Here is a 20,091-nt window from a genome sequence, read left to right as displayed (position 1 = left end):
TCCGAGAAGCGAATGAGCCGCTGCTACCCGGTACCGCTGGAGTTGAGCGGTCCAGTCCTGAGAGCCTTCGAAGGGCCCTCGTCGTTGTCGTGACGCTGTTCGTCTCCGGCCCGCCTTCGCGGGTCGGCCCTGCGTGAGAGGTGCTCCCCGCCATGGCCGCCGGTCAACCGTCCACCCGCGAAGCGTTGTACGAGAGGATCCGTGCCTCCTCCAAGGATGAGTACATCCTCGAGGAGATGATCCGGCTCGGCTTTTGGCCGGCCAGCGGCGCGGCGCCGAACGACCCCGCCGACGAGATCCGCCGCCGCGGCGAGCTGCAGCGCCAGCTCGACGAGCTGCGCGAGAAGGGTCGCCGCCTCTACAACGAGAAGGCGCTGATCGCCGAGGCCCGCAAGCTGCGGATGGCCGAGTCGAAGCGCAAGCAGAAGGAGACGAAGGAGCGCCGCGAGGGTCAGCGCATCGCCAGGGCCCAGCTGTGGGCCCAGCGCAAGGCCAAGGAGCTGCTGTACCTCGGCGAGGGGGTCTCGGGCGGGCTGTCCGACAGGGTCTCCGACGCCGGCAAGCTGAAGACGCACGGGCAGCCGCACATCGACAGCGTCGAGCAGCTGGCGCAGGCGATGGGCGTCGAGCTCAAGGCGCTGCGCTTCCTGGCGTACAGCCGCCGCACCTCGCGGGTGAACCATTACCGCCGCTTCCTGCTGCCCAAGAAGACGGGCGGTCACCGCCTGATCTCGGCGCCGATGCCGAGGCTGAAGAAGGCGCAGCGGTGGGTGCTCGAGCGGGTGCTCGACAAGGTCGCGCTGCACGACGCGGCCCACGGCTTTCGCACCGGGCGGTCGATCGTCAGCAACGCGCGGCCGCACGTCGGCGCCGACGTGCTGGTGAACCTCGACCTCAAGGACTTCTTCCCGACGGTGTCGCTGCCGCGGGTCAAGGGCGTGTTCAAGTCGCTCGGCTACAGCGAGGCGGTGGCGACCGCGCTGGCGCTGGTGTGCACCGAGCCGGAGATCGACGAGGTGGTGCTCGACGGCATCACCTACTTCGTGGCCCGCGGGCAGCGGCATCTGCCCCAGGGTTCGCCGGCCAGCCCGGGTATCACCAATCTCCTGTGCCGCCGCCTCGACCGCCGCCTCGCCGGCCTGGCCGCCAGCCTCGGCTTTGTCTACACCCGCTACGCCGACGACCTCAGCTTCTCGGCGCGCCGCCCCGCGGTCGGATCGATCAAGGTCGGTAAGCTGCTGCGCGCGGTCGCTGACATCATCCGTCACGAGGGCTTCACCGTGCACCCGGACAAGACCCGGGTGATGCGCAAGGGCAGCAAGCAGGAGGTCACCGGGGTGGTCGTCAACGACCGCCTCTCGGTCGACCGGGCGACGATCCGCAAGTTCCGGGCGACGCTCTATCAGGTCGAGAAGGACGGTCCGGCGGGCAAGCGCTGGGGCGCGCCGGGCGGCGACCTGCTGGCGTCGCTGCACGGGTATGCGTGCTTCGTCGCTCAGGTCGACCCGCAGCGGGCCGCGCCGCTGCTGGCCCAGGTCCGGCGGATCTTCGAGAAGCACGGCAGGCCGCTGCGCGGCGGGCCCGGGCCCGGAAAGCCGCCGGGTGGTGGCGGCGGCAAGCCGCCCGAGGCGCAGGTCGCGGGCAAGCCCGGGCCGCAGGCCGAGGCGCCAAGGACCGAGTCGAAGCCGGAGGCCGAGAGCACCGCGCCGAAGAAGAAGCCGTTCTGGAAGCTGTTCTGAAGGACAGGTACACACATATGAACCGCGCCGCCCTGATCGCCCTGGTGTCCGCCCTCATCGCGGCCGCGTGTGATAACACCGCCAATACGATCCCGCCGGAGCCGGCGGGTCCGACCAGCACCACCGAGTTTCGCATCTCGGTGATGAACGCCTGCGCGACCGACGTGATCGTCAAGCTGGCCGACTCCGCGGGGGCGCCCGGGCGCGAGCAGGTGCTGCTCAAGAATCAGCGCGACACGATCACCGGGACGCGCGAGCAGGTCTACCTGATGGCCGGCAGCGAGGTGGCCGCCAGCTACCGGCCGAAGCAGGGGAATCAGAAGATCACGATCTCGAGCGACTGCTCGGCGCTCACGCCGGAGTCGTGAGACCGCGGCCCGCTTTAGACCCCTGGCGGACCCGGGGCCGCGGCCTCTCCTGGCGGGCAAATGTCAGGATCCGCCGAGGCACCGGTAGGACAGTGCAAGGATTGCCGGGTGGCGCAGGGCAATGATTCGCCCGGGCGCAGCGGATGGCTTATCGCAATGATTCGCCCGGCGTTCGTGCGCCCTTCGCACGTGCGCTGAGCCACAGAGTTCGCCGCGCCCGCGGGCCCGGGGCCCTTTCTCCGGCTGCGCGGGACCGTGTATGGTGGCGCCATGTTCGTGCGCCGTCGTCCACGTCACGCCGCGCTCCTGGCCGGTCTCCTCGCCTGCAGCCTCGTGGGCGCGTGCGCGGGTGACGGGCCGCCGGCGCGGGTGGAGCTGCAGCTGGCCGACGGGGCGCACACGCTGACGCGCGAGCAGCTGGCGGAGCTGCCGGAGCTGAGCGTGACCTACAAGGACCGCAACTACACGGGTGTGCGGCTGCGCGACCTGCTGGCCGCGCAGCGCCAGGAGCTCACGGCGCTGGTGGCCACCGCGGTCGACGGCTACAGCCAGGAGCTGTCGATCGAGGCGGTGGCCCGCGACGACGCGATGCTGGCCTACGCGGTCGATGGCGGGCACTTGACGGCCGCGGACGGGCCGCTGCGCCTGGTCGTGCCGAGCTCGCCGGGGCTGTCGGTGAAGCAGCTGGTGCGCCTCGCTCGCCCCTGACCTTTGAGACAGGTGCCACGGACATGTCGGATCGGACGTACTGCTTGCCCGCCGAGTGGGCGCCTCAGTCCGGCGTGCTGCTGACCTGGCCGCACGCGGACAGCGACTGGCGGCCGCTGCTGGCGGCGGTCGAGCCGGTGTTCGTGCGCATCGCGGCCGAGGTGGCGCGGCGTGAAGATGTCGTGATCGTCTGCAACGACGCGGCGCTGGCCGGGCGCGTGCGCGGGCTGCTGACGGACGCTGGCGTGGACCCGGGCCGCGTGCGCCTGCACGTGGCGGCGAGTCAGGACACCTGGGCCCGCGATCACGGGCCGATCACGGTGGTGCGCCGTGGCTGCCCGCTGCTGCTCGACTTCCGCTTCGACGGCTGGGGCGGCAAGTATCCCGCGCAGCTGGACGACCAGATCTCCCGCACGCTGCACACGCTCGGGGCCTTCGAGCTGGCGGCGATGGCCAGCGTCGACCTCGTGCTCGAGGGCGGGAGCATCGAGTCGGACGGCGAGGGCACGCTGCTGACGACGCGGCGCTGCCTGCTCTCGGCGGGCCGCGGCGGCCGCTCGCAGGCCGAGCTCGAACACCAGTTGATCGCGCTGTTCGGGCTCGATCGAGTGCTGTGGTTGGAGCACGGGCAGCTCGAGGGCGACGATACGGACAGCCACATCGACACGCTGGCTCGCTTCACCGACCCGCAGACGATCGCCTATCAGGGCTGCGACGATCGCGGCGACCCGCACTTCGCCGAGCTGCAGGCGATGGCGGACGAGCTGGGCCGGCTGCGGACCCTCGCGGGCGCGCCGTATCGGCTCGTGCGCTTGCCGTGGCCGCGAGCCTGCCACGCGGCCCCTGGGGCCCCCGGTCGGCGCCTGCCGGCCAGCTACGCGAACTTTCTGATCGTCAACGGCGCGGTGCTGGTGCCCACCTACGCCGACCCTGCGGATGAGCGCGCACTCGCGAGCCTGGCCGCTTGCTTCCCGGGGCGCGAGCTCGTGGGCATCGACTGTCGGACGGTCATCGAGCAGGGCGGCAGCCTGCATTGCCTGACGATGCAGCTGCCAGCGCACCTGTCTCTCGGGCCAGGTACGGCGTAGGCAGCGCAGGCGCCTGCTAGCGGCTGCGGTACGCAGGGCCGCGGCTCGTGGTACAAGCGCGTGATGCGACCTGTCCTGCCATGGGGGCTGCTGGCGCTCGCGCTGGGTTGTAGCTTCGACGCCTCGGGGATCACCGAGTCGGGCGGCAGCAATGGCGTCACGGCGAGCAGCGGCGCGGTCGACTCGACGAGCAGCGGCGGCGCGGCGAGCAGCGGTGACCTGCCGAGCAGCGGCGACGTGCCGAGCAGCGGCGCGGAGGGGACGGCGGCGGGAAGCTCGGGCGCGGTGGAGCCGGTCACCACGGGCCAGGCGGCGACCGGCGACCTGTCGACGACGACCGCCGCGTCGGACCCGGGCACCAGCGACGCCAGCGGCCCGGCGAACACCACCGGCGACCCGCCCGACGACAGCACGGGCGGGCCGAGCTGCCCGCAGCCCTACAAGCAGATCGTTCTGGTCGCGGACGCCAGCGTGCTCGCGCCGATGGAGAAGTCGCAGAGCATGATGGGCGAGGGCACGGTCGCGTTCTCCGGCGAGGCAGAGAAGGGGATCGTCAACTTCCCGGTCGCGCCGCCCTGCGCCGGGCCGGTCGCCGTGTGGGCGCGGGTGCAGGACCTCAAGGAGGGGGTCAATGACAAGGACCCGGACTCCTTTTACACCCACGCCGATAACGAGGCCGAGACCGCGTGGCTGTACGGCTGTCAGACCTACGACATGCCGGTGGGCTACCACTGGCTGCGCGTGCAGAGCGGCGTGCCCGGCGAGAAGTGCAACACGTACACCGACTGGATCCCGCAGCTTGACGCCGGCGCCCATACGATCTCCTTGCGCAACCGTGAGGGCCAGAGCGGCATGGCCGTGGCCGCGGTCGCGCGGCTGCTCGTCACCTCCGACTTCAACTACGTGCCGACGGGCAACGATTAGGTCAGGTCGCGGGCGCGGGCCCGCAAAGCTCGCGGCGATGAGGCTGGCCTGAGGGGCATGTCCTGATAGACAGGTCTTAAAGGTCAGCCGCGGAGCGCCGAGACCCGGTGGGTGGCGAGCCAGGTGTCGACCTCGACGCGGAAGCGGTCGCCGCCGGGCTGCGCTGCGTAGGTCTCGCGGGCTTGCTCGGCCAGCTGGCGGGCGCGGCTGCGGTCCTCGCGGCTGTCCCACAGGGCGCGGGCGAGCTCGAAGCGGGCCTGGGCGAGGTATAGCGGGTCGCGCGGGGTGGCGAGGAAGATCGCCAGGGCCTCCTCGAGCGGGGCGATCGCGGCGGCCGGGTCGCCGGCTTCGACGTGGGCGATGGCGATGCCGGTGAGGTATGCGGCGAGGTCGGGGTGGCCGGGGTTGGCGCGGCGCTGGGCCGCGGCGGCGCGTTCGAAGCTGGCGAGCGCGGCGGCGGGCTGCTGCAGGCGGATGAGGCTGGCGCCGAGGTTGTAGGCGACGCGGGCCTCGTCGGGGTGTGGACTGGCGAGCGCGGCGAGGATCGCCAGGGCCTCGCGGTAGCGTGGGACGGCCTGCTCGGGCTGGCCGCGGAGGACGGCGATGTTGGCGAGGTTGACGATCGCCCCGGCGGTGCTCGGGTGCCCGGGGCCGAGGCTGTCGCGGAAGATCTGGAGGGCGCGGCGCTGCGCGGCCTCGGCGGCGTCGAGGTCGTCGACGGCGAGCAGCGCGTTGCCGAGGTTGTTGCTGAGGTTGCCGACCTCGGGGTGGTCGCGGCCGAGGCTCGGCTCGGCGATCGCGAGGGCGCGGCGGTACTGCTGGGCGGCGCCGAGGTGGTCGCCGAGCATGTAGAGGCTGACGCCGTAGTTGCTGATCGGCTTGAGCTGGCGGGGATCGTCGGCGGGGAACGGGCTGTCGGCGAGGGCGGCGGCGAGGGTGTCGCGGGCGGCGGCGAAGTTGCCCTCGACGATCGCCACGGCGGCCTCGCTGGCGCGGGCGTCGGCGGTGAGCGAGGCGTCGGCGCCGTGGCGGGCGATCGCGGCGCGTGCGTGCTCGAGGGCGCGGCGGGCGTCGGCGGGGCGGGCCAGCTTCTCGGCCACGAGCGGGGCCATGCGGGTCCATGCGCGGGCGTCGCGGGCGTCGTCGCGGGCGGCGGTCGCGGCCCACACGGCGCGGTACAGGGCCTCCTCGGCGGCCGCGGCCTCGCCGATCTGCGTCAGGGCCTCGGCGAGGGTGGTCTGGCCGTCGGCGACTTGCGGGTGCCAGGCGCGGGTCTCGGCGACCGCGAGGGCGTCGCCGAGGATCGCCCGCGCGTCGCTGTAGCGGGCGGCGCGGACCAGGGCGGCGGCCTCGGCGATGCGGTCGCGGACGTGGCGGACGACGGGGTCGTCGCGGTCGGTCGGGTCGTCGCCGCCGCGTGTGACGCAGGCGCTCGGGTCCTGCAGGCCGTGGGCGATGGTGACGGCGCGCTCGACGAGGTCGGGGTCGGCGCGGGCGAGCAGGTCGACGGTCTGGCGCAGGTCAGCGCGGTGGTCGTCGAGGCAGCGCATGCGACTCGTCAGCTCGGCCTCGCTCTGGTGGCCGTAGACGCGGGTCGCCGCGCACACCCGGGTGTGCGCGTCGATCCAGGCGGTCGCGTGGGCGTCGAGGGCGGCGGCGGTGGTGTGCCAGGTGGAGGCGGCGTAGCGCGGGCCGGCGGCGAAGCGGGCCGCGATCGTGGCGCGGCGTTGCGGGTCCCACACGCCGGTGAGCTCGGCGGCGGCGCCGTGGCACAGGGGCGCGGGCGCGGGCGGGCTGCGCAGCGCGAGGCCGGCGACCAGGGCGAGGGCGAGGATGCTGACGCTGGCGAGGGCGAGGCGGCCGGGTCGCGAGCGACGGCCGCGCTCGCAGGCGGCGATGAGCGCGTGCATGTCGGGCCAACGGGCGGCCGGGTCGCGCATGAGGCCGCGCTGCAGGACGCCTCGCAGCCAGCGGGGGAGCTTGCGCGGGTCACCGTCGTGGCGGGCGAGCGGGTCGCCGCGGGCGGCGGTGGTGGGGTGGGCGTCGCCGGGTCGGGTCCCGAGCAGCGCCTCGTGGAGGGCGACGCAGAGGCTGTACTGGTCGCTGCGGGCGTCGGCGGGGCGACCCTGGCGCTGCTCCGGGGCCATGTAGGCCGGCGTGCCGAGCAGGGCGCCGTGGCTGGTCAGTGGATGTGTGGCGGCGGATGTGGCGTGGGCGGTCGCGTGGGAGAGGTCGCGAGGGGTCGGATCTGCTGTCCCTGGGGACATGTCGTCGGGGACATCCGGGACGACCGCCGAGGGGTCGCCAGTGCCTGTCCCGAGGGACAGATCTTCGCCGAGCTCGGCGGTGCGGGCGAGGCCGAAGTCGACGACGCGGACGCGGCCGTCGGGGCCGAGCAGGGCGTTGCTCGGCTTGAAGTCGCGGTGGACCACGCCGAGCTCGTGGGCCTGGGCGAGGCCGCGGGCGGCCTGAAGATAGACGCCCAGGACCTCCCGCCAGCCGCGCGGGCGCTCGGCCTGCCAGGCGGCGAGGGTGGGCCCGGCGACGAACTCCATGGCGAGGAAGACCTCGTCGTCGACCACGCCGACGTCGTGGATGGTGACGACGTTGGGGTGGGAGATGCGGGCCAGCAGGCGGGCCTCGCGGGCGAGGCGCTCGCGCAGGCGGGTCTGGTCGCGCACGCCGGCGGTGCGCACCAGCTTGAGGGCGACCTTGCGGTCGAGCTCGGGGTCGAAGGCGCGGTAGACCACGCCCATGCCGCCCGCGCCGACGGCGTCGACGATGACGTAGCGGCCGAGGGTCGCGCCGCGGGCTCGCGGGGAGGGGACGCGACCGGGGGCCTGCAGGCGGGCGAGGGCCGCGAGGGCGCCGCGACACGCGGCGCAGACGTCGAGGTGGGCCTCGGCCTCGCCGCGGGCGTCGTCGCAGAGCTCGCCGGCGGCGAGGGCCCACAGGGCGTTGTCGTCGGGGCAGGGCATCCCGGGGTGGCGGGCTATATACCGGAGTGGTCGGTGCCCGAGTAGGTGGTCCGCGGCGGGCTCTCTACTGGTCGGTGCCCGAGTGGGTGGTCGGGTCGTTCACAGCTGCGGGGCGCAGGCAGTAGGATGCACCGCGTATGAGCGGGTCCGAGTACGCCAGCTTCCTCGCCGCGCTGGCGGAGCCGTTGCGGGTCGCGGCGAGCTGCGAGGAGGCGGCGCTGCGGGCCGCGCTGACGGCTGCGATCGACGCGGGCGCGGTGGCCTGGCCGGAGCTCCGCGTCGCGCGGGCCGAGTTCGCGGCTGCGCTGGCGCAGCGGCTGGCGTGGGCGAGCCCCGGGGCGCTCGCGGCCGGGTTGGCGACGCTCGACCACGCCGGGCTGTGGCTGGCCCACGCGTGTGTCCTCGGGGACAGCAAGGCGCTGGCCCGCTTCGATGCCCGCTGCATCGCGGACCTCGACGCCGCGCTGCGGGCCGCGGGCGTCCCGGACGGGCAGGTGGCGGAGGCCAAGCAGCGGGTGCGGCACAAGCTGCTGGTGGCCGGGCCCGAGGGTCCGCCGCGCCTCGCCAGCTACGCCGGGCGCGGCGACCTGCGGGGCTTCGTGCGGGTGGTCGCGGTGCGCGAGGGCATCGGCCTGCTGCGCCAGACGGCGCGCCGCGAGGCGCACGAGCTGCCAGCGGCGGACGAGCAGCTCGAGCGGGCGACGGTCGGCGAGGACCCCGAGCTGCTGCTGATCAAGGAGCGCCACCGGGCCGTGCTGCGCGAGGCCTTCGCCGAGGCGCTGGCGCAGCTGGAGGGCCGCGACCGCACCCTGCTGCGGCTGTCCGTGGTCGAGGGCCTGACGATCGACCAGCTCGGGGCGGCGTTTCAGGTCCACCGCGCGACCGCGGCGCGCTGGCTCGCGGGCGTGCGCGAGGGGTTGTATCGGGCGACGCGTCGCGGGCTGATGGCCCGCCTGCAGATCGACCGCGGCGAGTTCGAATCGCTGGTGCGGATGATCCAGAGCCGATTCGAGATCAGCGTGTGTGAGATCTTACGGACTCCGGCGGGCTGAGGGAAAATTCGCGGCGGATGAAAAAAACCTGCGACCGCCGCGTGGGGCCGGCGTCGTGGGGGCATGTCGATCCACATCATGATGTCTCGCTCGCTGGCCTCCCTCGTCGCCGTCTCGTGCCTCGCGCTCGCCGCGTGTGAGAAGGAGGAGAAGGACAGCGCCTCGGACGGCTCGGGCGACGGTACGGGCAGCGCGAGCGCCAGCGAGGGCGGCGACACCGACCCCAGCGAGGGCGGCAGCGACCCCACCGACGGCAGCAACAGCAACAGCGGCAGCGCCAGCGACAGCGGCGATACCAACGGTCAGACCTGCGAGGGCGACTGGACGCTCGGCTCGGTGCCCTTCTCCGGCGACCCCATGCTCGGCCAGGCCTGCGACGGCGTGGTGCCGAAGAACTGCGCCGACGGCACCTTCATCAACTTCGCGTCGACGGGCGAGTGCATCTGCATCGCCGAGTGCTCGAGCCTGGGCGTGTCGGTCGGCGAGAATTGCACGGAGGACGGCACCTGGGTGTGCGCGGAGATCAAGGCGACCAACGCGAGCATGAACTCGGCGACTGTCTGCGTGAACAAGAACTGGAACCTGTGCACGGCGGCGGGGTGAGCACCGGCTCGGGCGTGGGATCTGGCCAAAAGGCCAGGTCCAACCGCAGTGGCCTTAGCGCCGGCGCCGGCGCATGAGCAGCAGCAGGGGCACGAGCAGGGCGGCGAGCGGGAGGCCGCGGCTGCCGGCTCCGGCGCGGTCGATGCCGCACAGGACCTGGCCGTGGTGGGTCTGGTAGACCGCGTAGAGGTTGCGGTCGACGTCGGCGCCCGCGACCTTGGTGAGGGTCATGTCGCGGAGGTCGGCGGCGGCGAGGGTGCTGCGCAGGCGGGTGATGCGGGCGTCGCTGATCGGGACGCGGGCAGCGAAGCTCGCGACGCCGTCGCGGAGCGTCCCGGTGGGCAGGTTGTCGGCCTCGGCGGCGAGGTCGTAGGCGTCGAGGATGCTGGCGGCGGAGAAGTCGGCGACGCTGGCGTCGATCACCCAGCCCGGCTCGCCGTCGCCGGCGACGCGCTCGTCGTAGAGCTCCTGGTAGTTGGTCTCGGTCTCGCTGGTGGCGATCAGGGCGGCGGGGTCGATCGCGGCGGCCGGGTAGTTGCCGGGGGCGAGGCCGCCAGCGGCGATGAGGTAGGCGGTGATCGTGAGCGACTCGCCGGGCGGGAGCGAGTGGGCGGCGAGGCCGTAGGGGATCTTGAAGGCGCCGGGTTCGATCGGGGGCAGGTGCAGCTCGATCGGCGCGAGCGCGCCGGTGGCCGCGTCGGTCTTGAGCTTGGCGGCGAACACCACGTCGCCGGCGTCGAGGTAGGGCTGGAGCGCCGCGGCGTAGTCGGCGGGCAAGGTGTAGCCGGACGTGTCGAGCCACTGCGCGACCGACATGCCGGTGTCGCCGGCGAGCAGGGTCCAGTCGTAGTCGGCCGTCTCGCCGCGCTGCAGGACCATGACGTCCCCGCGGTCGCCGCCGAGGTTGCCGCCGCCGTCCTTGAGGCCGCCGGCCGAGCCGCACAGGCCGCCGCCGCCGCTGTCGCCGTCGTCGACGGTGATGTGGACCTCGGGGGCGGTGAGGTCGTCGAGGGCCGCGAGCACGCCGAGCTCGGACTGCAGGACCATGGTCGGCTCCTGCGCGAGCGGGAGGATGAAGGCGGGCGCCCCCCCGGTGGCGCCCTTGTAGCCGGCCGAGGCCAGCAGCACGGTGCGCTCGGGGGTGAACGCGACGAGCAGCTCCTGCTCGCTCATGCCGCCGACGCGCTCGCTGTGCGACGGGAACAGCATGCCGCCGCAGGCGTGCGCAGGGGCGGCGGGCGCGAGGACGAGGGCGGCGATCAGCGCGGGGAGGGCGAGGCGAGCGAGCTGCGTGCGCATGCCGCATCATGGCACGCGCCGCGGGGGTGGTGTGCGAGCGGGCGCGGACGTATACGGGGGTTGCCATGAGCAAGCGCAACCCGACCTGGACGATCGGCCTGGTGCAGCAGCGCTGCGGCGAGGATCGCGAGCACAACCTCCGGGCCTCCTTCGCGGGCGTGCGTGAGGCCGCGGCGCAGGGGGCCGAGCTGGTGCTGCTGCAGGAGCTGCACACTGGCGTGTACTTCTGCCAGACCGAGGACACCGCGCGCTTCGACCAGGCCGAGTCGATCCCCGGACCCACCACGCAGCAGCTCGGTGAGCTCGCGCGCGAGCTCGGGGTGGTGATCGTCGGCTCGCTGTTCGAGCGGCGGGCGCCGGGGCTCTATCACAACACCGCGGTGGTGCTCGAGCGCGACGGCACTCTGGCCGGCAGGTACCGCAAGATGCACATCCCCGACGACCCGGGCTTCTACGAGAAGTTCTACTTCACGCCCGGCGACCTCGGCTTCACGCCGATCGACACCTCGCTGGGTCGCCTCGGGGTGCTGGTGTGCTGGGATCAGTGGTACCCCGAGGCGGCGCGGCTGATGGCGCTGGCGGGGGCCGAGCTGCTGCTGTACCCGACGGCGATCGGCTGGGACCCGCGCGACAGCGCGGACGAGCAGGCCCGCCAGCGCGACGCGTGGATCACGGTGCAGCGCGGGCACGCGATAGCGAATGGTTTGCCGGTCGTGGTCGCCAACCGCGTGGGTCGCGAGCCCGACCCGTCGGGGCAGGGGCCGGGGCTGGAATTTTGGGGCTCGAGCTTCGTCTGCGGGCCGCAGGGCGAGCTCCTGGCCAGCGCGGCGATCGAGGAGGCGAGCGTGCTGGTGACCCGTATCGAGCGGGCGCGCAGCGAGCAGGTGCGGCGGCTCTGGCCGTATCTCCGCGATCGTCGCATTGATGCGTATGCCGACATCACTCGCCGCTATCGCGACTGAGCCGGCGTGTTATCGTCGGAGGCGCGCTCCGGTCCCCATGAAGGCGCGCGCTCAAGCGCCAGTCGGCGATCTTTCACCGCCCCCAGCGACGGACTCGAGGTCGTCATCGCTGAGGTCTTCAGCGGCCGGCACGACGTTTGGGTCCGCGGGCTTCCTCTGGGTCTTCGGGTTCTCGGGCGTGATGACGACGGTCGGCTGCTCGGTGCTCATGGGGGCTCCATTTCAACGGGGTGAATGCGACTCCTGAGGTCGCGAGTTTGACATGCGAGTCAAGCGCACGGCCGGCGTCCTGGCCGACCGGGCCGGGCTCAGAGTGTGTTGATCTGACCGCCCCCAGCGACGGACTCGAGGTCGTCATCGCTGAGGTCTTCAGCGGCCGGCACGCCGTTGGGGTCCGCGGGCTTCCTCTGGGTCTTCGGGTCCTCGGGCGTGATGACGACGGTCGGCTGCTCGGTGCTCATGGGGGCTCCATTTCAACAGGGTGAATGCGACTCCTGAGGTCGCGGCTCGGACATTCGAGTCAAGCGCACGGCCGGCGTCCTGGCCGACCGGGTCGGGCTCAGAGGGTGTTGAGCTGACCGCCCCCAGCGACGGACTCGAGGTCGTCATCGCTGAGGTCTTCCGTGGCCGGGACGACGGTGGGGTCCGCCGGCTTCCTCTGGGTCTTCGGGTCCTCGGGCGTGATGACGACGGTCGGCTGCTCGGTGCTCATAGGGCTCCATTTCAACGGGGTGAATGCGACTCCCGAGGATATCGAGTGTGACAGTGGAGTCAAGCGCGAGGCGAGGAATTCCCTGGAGCCGTCGAGGTCTCAGCGCATGTTTGCGAGCCCTGGCGAGGATGTCCCGGCGCGGCCCTGCGATGAAGCTCGCTCGTGCGAATCCGGGCCTCGCGTTCGCACGCGATCGATCGGCGATTCGCAGGGCTCTGGCGACAGCTCGGTCCGAATGAGGCCGGTTCAAGTATCATCGCCCGCGCGTGACGGCATCCTGGAGAGTCTTCGCCAGAAAGACGCCCTTCGTGCAGCAGATGGAGGCCGTCGAGTGCGGCGCCGCGTCGCTCACGATGGTGCTGCGCCACTTCGGACATCACGCCGAGCTCGCGGAGGTGCGCGAGGTCGCTGGCGTCTCACGCGACGGCGTGACCGCCAAGAGCATCGTGCACGCCGCGCGGCACTACGGGCTCGTACCGCGCGCCCGCAAGCTCGAGCCGGAGGCGCTCGCTGGTGTGAGCGGCCCGGCGATCCTGCACTGGGAGATGAACCACTTCGTCGTCTTTGACAGGTGGACTGCGCGTGGCGTGCGGATCCTCGATCCGGGCGTCGGTCCCCGCCTCGTATCGTTCGCGGACTTCGACCTGAGCTTCACGGGGGTGTGCATTGAATTCACCCCGGGCGCTGACTTCGTGGCCAAGCCGCAGCGGCGCGCGGCGCTCGAACGCTACCTCGCCCTGCTGCGCGGCGCCCCCTCCGCGCTGGTCCTGCTCGCGCTCGCGTCGCTGCTGCTCAACGCGTTCGGCCTCGGGCTCCCCGTCGCCACGCAGGTCATCGTCGACCGGGTCCTCGGTCACGATCAGTGGAGCTGGCTGCCGATCGTGGGCGCCGCGGCGCTCGCTCTGATCGCGGCGCAGATGGTGGTCGGCGTCTCGCGAGCTGTGCTGCTCGCACGCCTGCGGGCTCACCTCGACGTCGAGATCGGCGCCTCGTTCGTACAGCACCTGCTCTCGCTCCCGATGCGGGTCTTCTCCCAGCGCTCGACGGCAGACCTGATCGGCCGCGTGCAGGGCATCGGCCGCGTCCGCGAGATGCTCGCCGGTGCCGCGGTCACGCTCGTCGTCGACGGCGTGCTGATGCTGTCATACCTCGCGCTGATCGTGATCTACGAGTGGCGGCTCGGGCTGGTCGTCGTCGCCGGCCTCGCGCTCTATGTCGTGAGTTTCGCCGTCGCGCGACCGCGACAGCTCGAGAGGTTTCGCGAGCGAAACGTCAAGGACATCAAGCGCGACGTCGAGCTGTATCAGGCGCTCCGCGGGATCCTCACGCTCAAGAGCGCGGGCCGGGAGCAAGGCGCCTACGAGCGCTGGCAACAGAAGTCGGGGCACGCCGACGTGGCCGGGGTCCGTGAGGCCCAGGGCCAGGACGTGGTCACCGTCGTGCTGCACATCATCCGGGCGGTGCTCCCGGCGATCATGCTCCTCGCCGGCGCTCACTTCGTGATCACCGGCGCCCTCACCTTGGGAGCATTTCTCGGCGTGCTGTTCCTACAAGGACTCATCTTCGAGCCCCTCGAACGCCTCATCCAGACGCTGCTCGCCGCGCAGGAGCTGCCCGTTCACCTCGAGCGCATCGATGACATTCTGCTCACCGCCCCGGAGTCGCCGGGCGGACGACCCTGTCCGCCCCTGGAGGGGCGCATCACCTTCGAGAACGTCAGCTTCCGCTATGGACCGACGTCGCCGCTCACGCTCGACAACGTCTCCTTCACGGTCGATCGCGGCGAGAAGATAGCGCTCGTCGGGCCCTCAGGTTCTGGCAAGTCCACCATCGGGCGCCTGCTCACCGGCCTCTATCGTCCGTCGAGTGGGCGCATCTTGCTCGACGGCCATGACCTCGCTGAGCTGGACCTCGCCACGGCGCGGCGCCAGCTCGGAGTGGTGCTGCAAGAGACGGCGATCTTCGACGGGACGGTGGCCGAGAACATCGCGCTCTACCATCGCGGTGCGCCGCTCGCCGCCATCGTCGAGGCCGCGCGGGTGGCCCAGATCCATGAGGACGTGGAGGCGCTGCCCCAGGGCTACGACACCCGGATATCAGCCTCGTCGTGCCCGCTCTCCGGTGGACAGCAACAGCGGCTGGCGCTCGCGCGGGCGGTGATGCATCGACCGGCGATCATGCTCCTCGACGAGGCGACGAGCGCGCTCGACAGCGTGACCGAGTCAGCCATCGAACAATTCCTCGCCAGTCGGCTCTGCACGCGGATCGTCATCGCTCACCGCCTGAGCACGGTCCGCGACGCGGATCGAATCCTGGTGCTGTCGCAGGGGCGAGTGGTCGAGCAAGGCCGGCACGCCGAGCTGGGGGCGCGCGGCGGGCTCTACGCGGAGCTCGCCAGGAAGGCGGACTCGAGGAAGAAGGAGTCGGTCGTTGCGAACCCGGCCGCGCCGGCGAGGGCTGTGTCCGCGGAGGACCTCGCACGCTCCGCTCTGCGTGCGAGCGACGAGGCGACCCGCGTGAGCCTCGCTCCGTACTTCGTCCGCCGCAGCTTCACCGCGGGCGCGACGATCGTTCATCAGGGGGAGCGCGGGTCCGGGCTGTTCCTTGTCGAGGAGGGTGAGCTCGACGTGGTACTCCATGAACCGGGGCTCAGGCCCTTCACGATGAGCCACGTGGGGGCCGGCGAGATCGTCGGCGAGCTCAGCCTGCTCGAGGGATCGTCGTTCATCTCGAGCGTCGAGGCGCGCACCACGACGCGCGTGCTGCACCTGCCGCAGAGCGACTTCGAGGCGCTGCGGGCGGCGCAGGACCCCGCGGGGGCGCAGCTCATCATGGGGCTCGGGCAGGTGATCGCGGGCCGTCTGCGGGCGATCGACGCGCAGTACGCGACGCTCGGCATCGCGGCGCGCCGGGCAACCACGACGGAGGTCGATGCGAAGTATGGCCACGAGATGGCGATCGCGGAGACCTCGCTCGGCGCGTCGCTCAGCTCGACCGAATGCCAGGACCTCGAGCAGATGGGGACGGTGATGCGGCTCGACGCGGGCACGGCGATCTTCCGACGCGGCGACCCGGGTGACCGACTGTTCCTCGTCCTCCGTGGGCGCCTCGCAATCGCGGAGGAGGGACGCGCCACGCCGCAAGTGACGCGGCCCGGCGAATTGCTGGGCGAGGACTCATTCTTCGACCTCGGCGGCCGCACCGAGCAATGTGAGGCCATCGAGCCCGTGACCGTGTTGGCCATCGACAACGATCGCCTGCGCGACCTCCTGCTCACGGGGGGCGAGGTGGGATGGAAGCTCCTCCGCCATCTCGTCCAGAGCCTCGTCGGCGACTTTCGCATGGCGACGCTACGCCTGCGCGAGGCCGTCGCCGGCAAGGGCAACGAGGCCGCGCTCGCACGCGCTGCACGCCAGCACGCCGAACGGCGTGCCCACGAGGAGGACGCTGCGCTCGCCGCGTTGCCCTCGCACCGCGGCCGCGTACCGGTCGTGCGAGAGAGCGACCCGCAGCTCGCAGGCGCCGCGTGCGTCACAGCGATGCTCCGCCATCACCAACGCCCCATTCGCCTCCAGGCGGTCGTGGAAGCCTGTCGCGAGCACGGCACGATCTCCGCGCGCTCGCTCGCGGCTGGCGCGAAGAGCCTCGGGATGATCGTTCGCCGCATCGGCGCCTCCGCGTCCGAGCTGCGCATGCTCGATCATCCGCTGATCGTGGCGACCCGCGCAGGCGGCTACGTGGTCGTCGAGCGCGCCCGACGCGGGCGGGTCTCGCTCATGGATCCGGCGCGAGGCCGGGTGTCTCTGTCCCACGGCGAGGCGATCGCTACGCTGACGGACGAGTGCCTCGAGCTCAGCCCCGAAGAGCACGCCGGGAGCCGCCCGACGCTCGGCGATCGCCTCGCCTCGCTCATCCGCCAGCGCAGGCATGCGATCGTCCTGGTGGCTGTAGCGACCCTCATCGTCCAGGTCGCCACGCTCGCCGTGCCGATGACCACGGCCTACGTGATCGGAGGAGCCCTGCCTGCGGGCGACGGTGAGGTGCTCTCGGTGGTCGCGCTTGTGCTCGTGACGGTGCTCGCCAGCCAGGCGCTGGCCAGCTTCGTGCGCAGCCGCGCCGTGCTCTACCTGCGAACCCACGTCGATCGCGGGCTCCTGCAGCAGCTGCTGCGGCACGTGCTCGGGCTGCCCGTGGTCTTCTTCGAGCAACACCCGCCCGGCGAGATCGTCCAGCACTTCGCGGCGCTCCGCTTGTTGCGGACGCTCCTTGGCACCGAGGGCATCGCCGTCCTGCTGGATCTCCCGATGCTGGTCATCGGGGGGGCTTATCTGCTCTGGCTCGACAGCGCGCTCCTCGGAGTCATCGCCGGCGCGGTCGCGGCATTTCTGCTTGTCTTCGCATTCGTATTACCGCGGTTGCGGACGATGGCCACCGATCAATACGCGCTCGCCTCACGCGGGCGAAACCTCCTGATCGAGGTGCTGGCCGGGCTCCCCACGCTGCGCCTGACCGGCGACCGCGACGCCGGCGCGCGCGCGTGGCTGCCCGTGTTTCGCCAGGAGCAGCGCCTCTCGGCCAGACAGGACTTCCTGACCTCCGTGCAGCGAAGTTCCCTCGCGTTCATTCGCTACTCGGCCATCGCTGCGGCGCTCTGGTGGGGCACCGCGCGTGTGCTCGCTGGCACGCTGTCGCTCGGGGCCCTGATGGCGTTCCTGGCGATGGCGACCACATTCCTCGCCGCGCTCGAAGGTGTGATGGCATATCTGTCGTCGCTGCTGCGGGCCGACGTGGCGCTGGCCAAGCTCAAGGACGCCTTCGCCGAGCCGCTCGAACAGTCGGGCGAGCGCGTGGCGCCCCCAGGCAAGCTCAGCGGGCGGGTGACGCTCGATGGGGTCTCATTCGGCTATACGAAGGACGGCCCGCGGGTGCTGAGGAATGTGTCGCTGTCGATCGCGGCCGGGTCCAAGGTCGCGATCGTCGGGGGGTCCGGCGCCGGCAAGTCGACGCTCGGGCGCCTGCTGCTCGGATTCTATATGCCTGACACCGGCCGGATCCTCTACGATGGTCGCGACTTGGGCGCGATCGACGTGACGCGCCTGCGCAATCAATTCGGCGTGGTCATGCAGGAGAGCTTCCTCTTCGCGGGCTCGCTCCGCGAGAATCTGACGCTCGGAAGCCCGGGCGTCGGGCTCGACGCCCTGACCGCGGCGGCGAAGAAGGCCGCCATTCATGAAGACATCGAGGCGATGCCCATGAAGTACGAGACCATCGTCTCGGAGGGCGGAGGCAGCCTCTCCGGAGGGCAGCGCCAGCGTATCTCGCTCGCGCGTGCGCTGGTCCACGATCCGGCGATCTTGCTCCTCGACGAGGCGACGAGCGCGCTCGACAGCCTCACGCAGCACGCCATCGAGGCCCAGTTGAAGGAGCTCTCGTGCACGCGGATCGTCATCGCCCATCGCCTATCAACGGTGATCGACGCCGATCAGATCATCGTGATGGACCGGGGTGAGATCGTGGAGATCGGTCGGCACGACGCGCTGATGCAGCGGCGTGGCATGTACCATCGACTCGTCGAGGCGCAGCTCTAACCTGGCAGGCAGCGAGGAAGCATATGGCCAAACAGATCTTTCGTGAGCGCGCGATCAAGGCATACGTCGACCCCGACACGCGAGGCCCGCTCTTGCCGTTGCATCCGCCCGCGGTCACGCGGCTGCTCGTGGCGATCGCCGCGCTGACGCTGGCGGCCCTCGTGGTGGCGGCGTTCCTGCGCGTGCAGGTCGTCGCCAACGGCCCCGGGGTGGTGCGTCCCGTGGGCGGCGTGGCGGTCGTGCGGGCTCCAGCCACCGGCACGGTGCGCAGGCTCGGCGTTGCGGTCGGGGAGAGCGTACGCCGGGGCGCGGTGCTCCTTGATCTCGGCGGACCCGTCGTCGCACACGTCGACGGCACGGTCGACGCGCTGCTGGTCCGTGATGGAGAGTTCGTCACGGCCGGCACCGCCGTCGTCAAGATCGTGCCCGGGGGCGAACGGATCGGTTACCTCGCCATCCCGGCACGCTTTCGCTCGGATCTCGGCGTTGGCCAGCCCGTACGGCTGTCGCTCGACGAGTATCCCGCGGCGGAGATGGGCTTCGGTCACGGTCACATTCTCCGTATCAGTGAGGACCTCTTGACTCCCGAGGTGGCGGCCGCGCAGCTCGGCGGGGTCGAGATGAGTGGATCAGCGAACGTCCTGGTCGAGATCGCCCTTGACGATCTCCCGCCACGCGCAGGTGGTAGCTTTCACAACGGGATGGTCTTTCAGGGCGTGGTCACGACCCACTCGGAGCGGGCGCTGACGCTGCTGTTTCCGCCGCTCGCGCGCGTGCTCGACTGACCGCCCCTCGCCTCCACGAGCATCGTCCGCCCGCTGCGACTGAGCCGGCGTGTTAGGTTCGCCGGTGATGTTGTCCGGCGCGGTGGTCGCGGCCTGGTGCGCGCTCGCGGGCGCGGGACCGGAGCTGTCTCGCGGGACAGGTCGAGAGGTGGCGGGGCCGGAGGCGATCGTGGCTCCGGAGACCGGCGGCGAGGCGGTCGGGCCGGAGGCGATCGAGGGGGCGGAGCCTGGCCGCGAGGCGCCCGTGGTCGAAGAGACGGGCCGCGTTGTGGAGGGGCCCGACGCGAGCGTGACCATGCCGCCGGCCCACCAGGCGGCGGGCGCCACGGCGGCGGATGAGATGGCTCAAGGGACAGGTGATCTCTGGATGGCCCGAGAGACAGGTGATCGGCCGGAGCTTCCGCGGGAGCACGTGGCGGCGGTCGGTCGCTTGCACGACTACATCGGGCTTGTCGCGGGGGGATCGCTGTCGTCGCGGCGGGTCGCGGCGGGGGCGGGTGAGGCGTCGGGGTCGCTGAGCGGCGGGGTCGGGGTCGGCGGGTTGATGGCCCGACTCGCGGGCTACGCGGAGCGGCACCCCGTCGGCGCCAGGGTCGTGCGCATGACGATGCCGGAGCTGATGCTGACGCTCGAGCTCGGCGGCAGCGCGGTCCGGCGCGACGCGGCGGCGCGCGAGCAGGGCCTCGCGCCGGGCCAGGGGGTCGCAGCCGGAGGCCGCGGGGTGGCCAACATCGGGGCGGGCTTCGCCAGCCCGGGCCGGGTCGGGGTCTACGCGAAGGTGTGGGTCGGGCAGCGCTTCCTGGCCCGGGCCAACGACGAGCTCGAGGGCGCGTACTTCATCGGCTCGGCGGGGCCGGGGGCGGGTCTGCGGGTGGCGAGCGCGCGGGTGTTCACGCTGCTGCTCGGCGGGGGGCTCGACGGGATGCTCGGGGTGCAGCGGTTCAATCGGTCGCGGCTCATCGCTCAGCTCGCGCCGGCGGTGGACCTCGCGGCGTACCTGCAGCCGCGGCCGAACGTGTACTTCGGGGTGGTGGCGCGCGGGGAGATCACGGCGATCGGGCAGCGTCACGGCGGCCAGCGGCTGCACGGGCGGGCGACCGCCGAGCTGGCGTGGAAGCTGCGGGCGGGCCTGCGGCCGCACTTCGCGGCGCTGCTGCTGGTGTACGAGGGCGGACAGATCGAGGCGGGGCCGGGGCACCCGCAGTTCGCGGCGACGGGCGAGCGCAGGAGCGGGCACCACCTGTTGTTCGCGGGCGGACTGACCTTCTGAGGCGCGTCGACGTGA

Annotated in this window: 16 protein-coding genes; 11 read left to right on the top strand and 5 right to left on the bottom strand. The window is 72.0% G+C overall.

Annotation, left to right across the window (positions count from 1 at the left end; translation table 11 throughout):
- The first annotated feature begins 152 nt into the window (after positions 1 to 152).
- The 5 genes from IPJ59_RS27415 (at position 153) to IPJ59_RS27395 (ending at position 4,827) form a co-directional block, all read left to right on the top strand.
- Positions 153 to 1,739, top strand: coding sequence for a reverse transcriptase family protein (locus IPJ59_RS27415; RefSeq protein ID WP_293258597.1), 1,587 nt, complete (start codon positions 153 to 155; stop codon positions 1,737 to 1,739).
- Positions 1,740 to 1,756: 17 nt separating this feature from the next.
- Positions 1,757 to 2,107, top strand: coding sequence for a hypothetical protein (locus IPJ59_RS27410; protein ID WP_293258595.1), 351 nt, complete (start codon positions 1,757 to 1,759; stop codon positions 2,105 to 2,107).
- Between the two features lie 270 nt (positions 2,108 to 2,377).
- On the top strand, positions 2,378 to 2,815 hold the full coding sequence (locus tag IPJ59_RS27405) for a molybdopterin-dependent oxidoreductase (RefSeq protein ID WP_293273986.1): 438 nt from the start codon (positions 2,378 to 2,380) through the stop codon (positions 2,813 to 2,815).
- A 23-nt stretch (positions 2,816 to 2,838) separates the two neighbouring features.
- Positions 2,839 to 3,903, top strand: coding sequence for an agmatine deiminase family protein (locus IPJ59_RS27400; RefSeq protein WP_293273985.1), 1,065 nt, complete (start codon positions 2,839 to 2,841; stop codon positions 3,901 to 3,903).
- A 63-nt stretch (positions 3,904 to 3,966) separates the two neighbouring features.
- Complete coding sequence (locus IPJ59_RS27395) at positions 3,967 to 4,827, top strand: hypothetical protein (RefSeq protein WP_293273984.1); 861 nt, start codon at positions 3,967 to 3,969, stop codon at positions 4,825 to 4,827.
- Between the two features lie 83 nt (positions 4,828 to 4,910).
- On the opposite strand, the gene IPJ59_RS27390 is transcribed toward IPJ59_RS27395, so the two are convergent.
- The gene (locus IPJ59_RS27390; protein WP_293273983.1) at positions 4,911 to 7,805 is read right to left on the bottom strand and encodes a serine/threonine-protein kinase; all 2,895 of its coding nucleotides are present in this window, start codon (positions 7,803 to 7,805) and stop codon (positions 4,911 to 4,913) included.
- A gap of 137 nt (positions 7,806 to 7,942) precedes the next feature.
- Here IPJ59_RS27390 and IPJ59_RS27385 point away from each other — a divergent pair, with 137 nt between their 5' ends.
- Positions 7,943 to 8,857, top strand: a complete 915-nt coding sequence (locus tag IPJ59_RS27385; protein ID WP_293273982.1) for a hypothetical protein — start codon at positions 7,943 to 7,945, stop codon at positions 8,855 to 8,857.
- A gap of 63 nt (positions 8,858 to 8,920) precedes the next feature.
- A complete protein-coding gene (locus IPJ59_RS27380; RefSeq protein WP_293273981.1) occupies positions 8,921 to 9,460 on the top strand; it encodes a hypothetical protein in 540 nt (179 codons plus the stop codon).
- A gap of 54 nt (positions 9,461 to 9,514) precedes the next feature.
- On the opposite strand, the gene IPJ59_RS27375 is transcribed toward IPJ59_RS27380, so the two are convergent.
- Complete coding sequence (locus tag IPJ59_RS27375) at positions 9,515 to 10,759, bottom strand: DUF2330 domain-containing protein (RefSeq protein ID WP_293273980.1); 1,245 nt, start codon at positions 10,757 to 10,759, stop codon at positions 9,515 to 9,517.
- A 65-nt stretch (positions 10,760 to 10,824) separates the two neighbouring features.
- On the opposite strand from IPJ59_RS27375, the gene IPJ59_RS27370 reads away from it, so the two are divergent.
- Positions 10,825 to 11,721, top strand: a complete 897-nt coding sequence (locus tag IPJ59_RS27370) for a carbon-nitrogen hydrolase (protein ID WP_293273979.1) — start codon at positions 10,825 to 10,827, stop codon at positions 11,719 to 11,721.
- Positions 11,722 to 11,772: 51 nt separating this feature from the next.
- Here IPJ59_RS27370 and IPJ59_RS27365 read toward each other — a convergent pair whose 3' ends face one another.
- From IPJ59_RS27365 to IPJ59_RS27355, 3 genes are all read right to left on the bottom strand, one after another.
- Positions 11,773 to 11,931 carry a hypothetical protein gene (locus IPJ59_RS27365; protein ID WP_293273978.1) on the bottom strand — a complete coding sequence of 53 codons (159 nt, stop codon included), beginning with the start codon at positions 11,929 to 11,931 and terminating at the stop codon, positions 11,773 to 11,775.
- A gap of 98 nt (positions 11,932 to 12,029) precedes the next feature.
- Positions 12,030 to 12,182 carry a hypothetical protein gene (locus tag IPJ59_RS27360; protein WP_293273977.1) on the bottom strand — a complete coding sequence of 51 codons (153 nt, stop codon included), beginning with the start codon at positions 12,180 to 12,182 and terminating at the stop codon, positions 12,030 to 12,032.
- A gap of 98 nt (positions 12,183 to 12,280) precedes the next feature.
- Positions 12,281 to 12,433 carry a hypothetical protein gene (locus tag IPJ59_RS27355; RefSeq protein WP_293258573.1) on the bottom strand — a complete coding sequence of 51 codons (153 nt, stop codon included), beginning with the start codon at positions 12,431 to 12,433 and terminating at the stop codon, positions 12,281 to 12,283.
- Between the two features lie 266 nt (positions 12,434 to 12,699).
- Between IPJ59_RS27355 and IPJ59_RS27350 the strand changes: the two genes are divergently transcribed.
- The 3 genes from IPJ59_RS27350 to IPJ59_RS27340 all read left to right on the top strand — a co-directional run bounded on the left by IPJ59_RS27350 (position 12,700) and on the right by IPJ59_RS27340 (position 20,076).
- A complete protein-coding gene (locus IPJ59_RS27350; RefSeq protein ID WP_293273976.1) occupies positions 12,700 to 18,021 on the top strand; it encodes an ATP-binding cassette domain-containing protein in 5,322 nt (1,773 codons plus the stop codon).
- Positions 18,022 to 18,044: 23 nt separating this feature from the next.
- The gene (locus IPJ59_RS27345; protein WP_293273975.1) at positions 18,045 to 18,806 is read left to right on the top strand and encodes an HlyD family secretion protein; all 762 of its coding nucleotides are present in this window, start codon (positions 18,045 to 18,047) and stop codon (positions 18,804 to 18,806) included.
- Positions 18,807 to 18,873: 67 nt separating this feature from the next.
- Entirely contained in the window at positions 18,874 to 20,076 is a 1,203-nt protein-coding gene (locus tag IPJ59_RS27340) for a hypothetical protein (RefSeq protein ID WP_293258567.1), read from the top strand.
- The last annotated feature ends 15 nt before the right edge of the window (positions 20,077 to 20,091 follow it).

The sequence above is a fragment of the Nannocystis sp. genome (assembly GCF_016714285.1).
GTDB lineage: Bacteria > Myxococcota_A > Polyangia > Nannocystales > Nannocystaceae > Nannocystis.
Note: the sequence above shows the minus strand (reverse complement) of the source record. Positions and strands in the feature narration are given on the sequence as shown.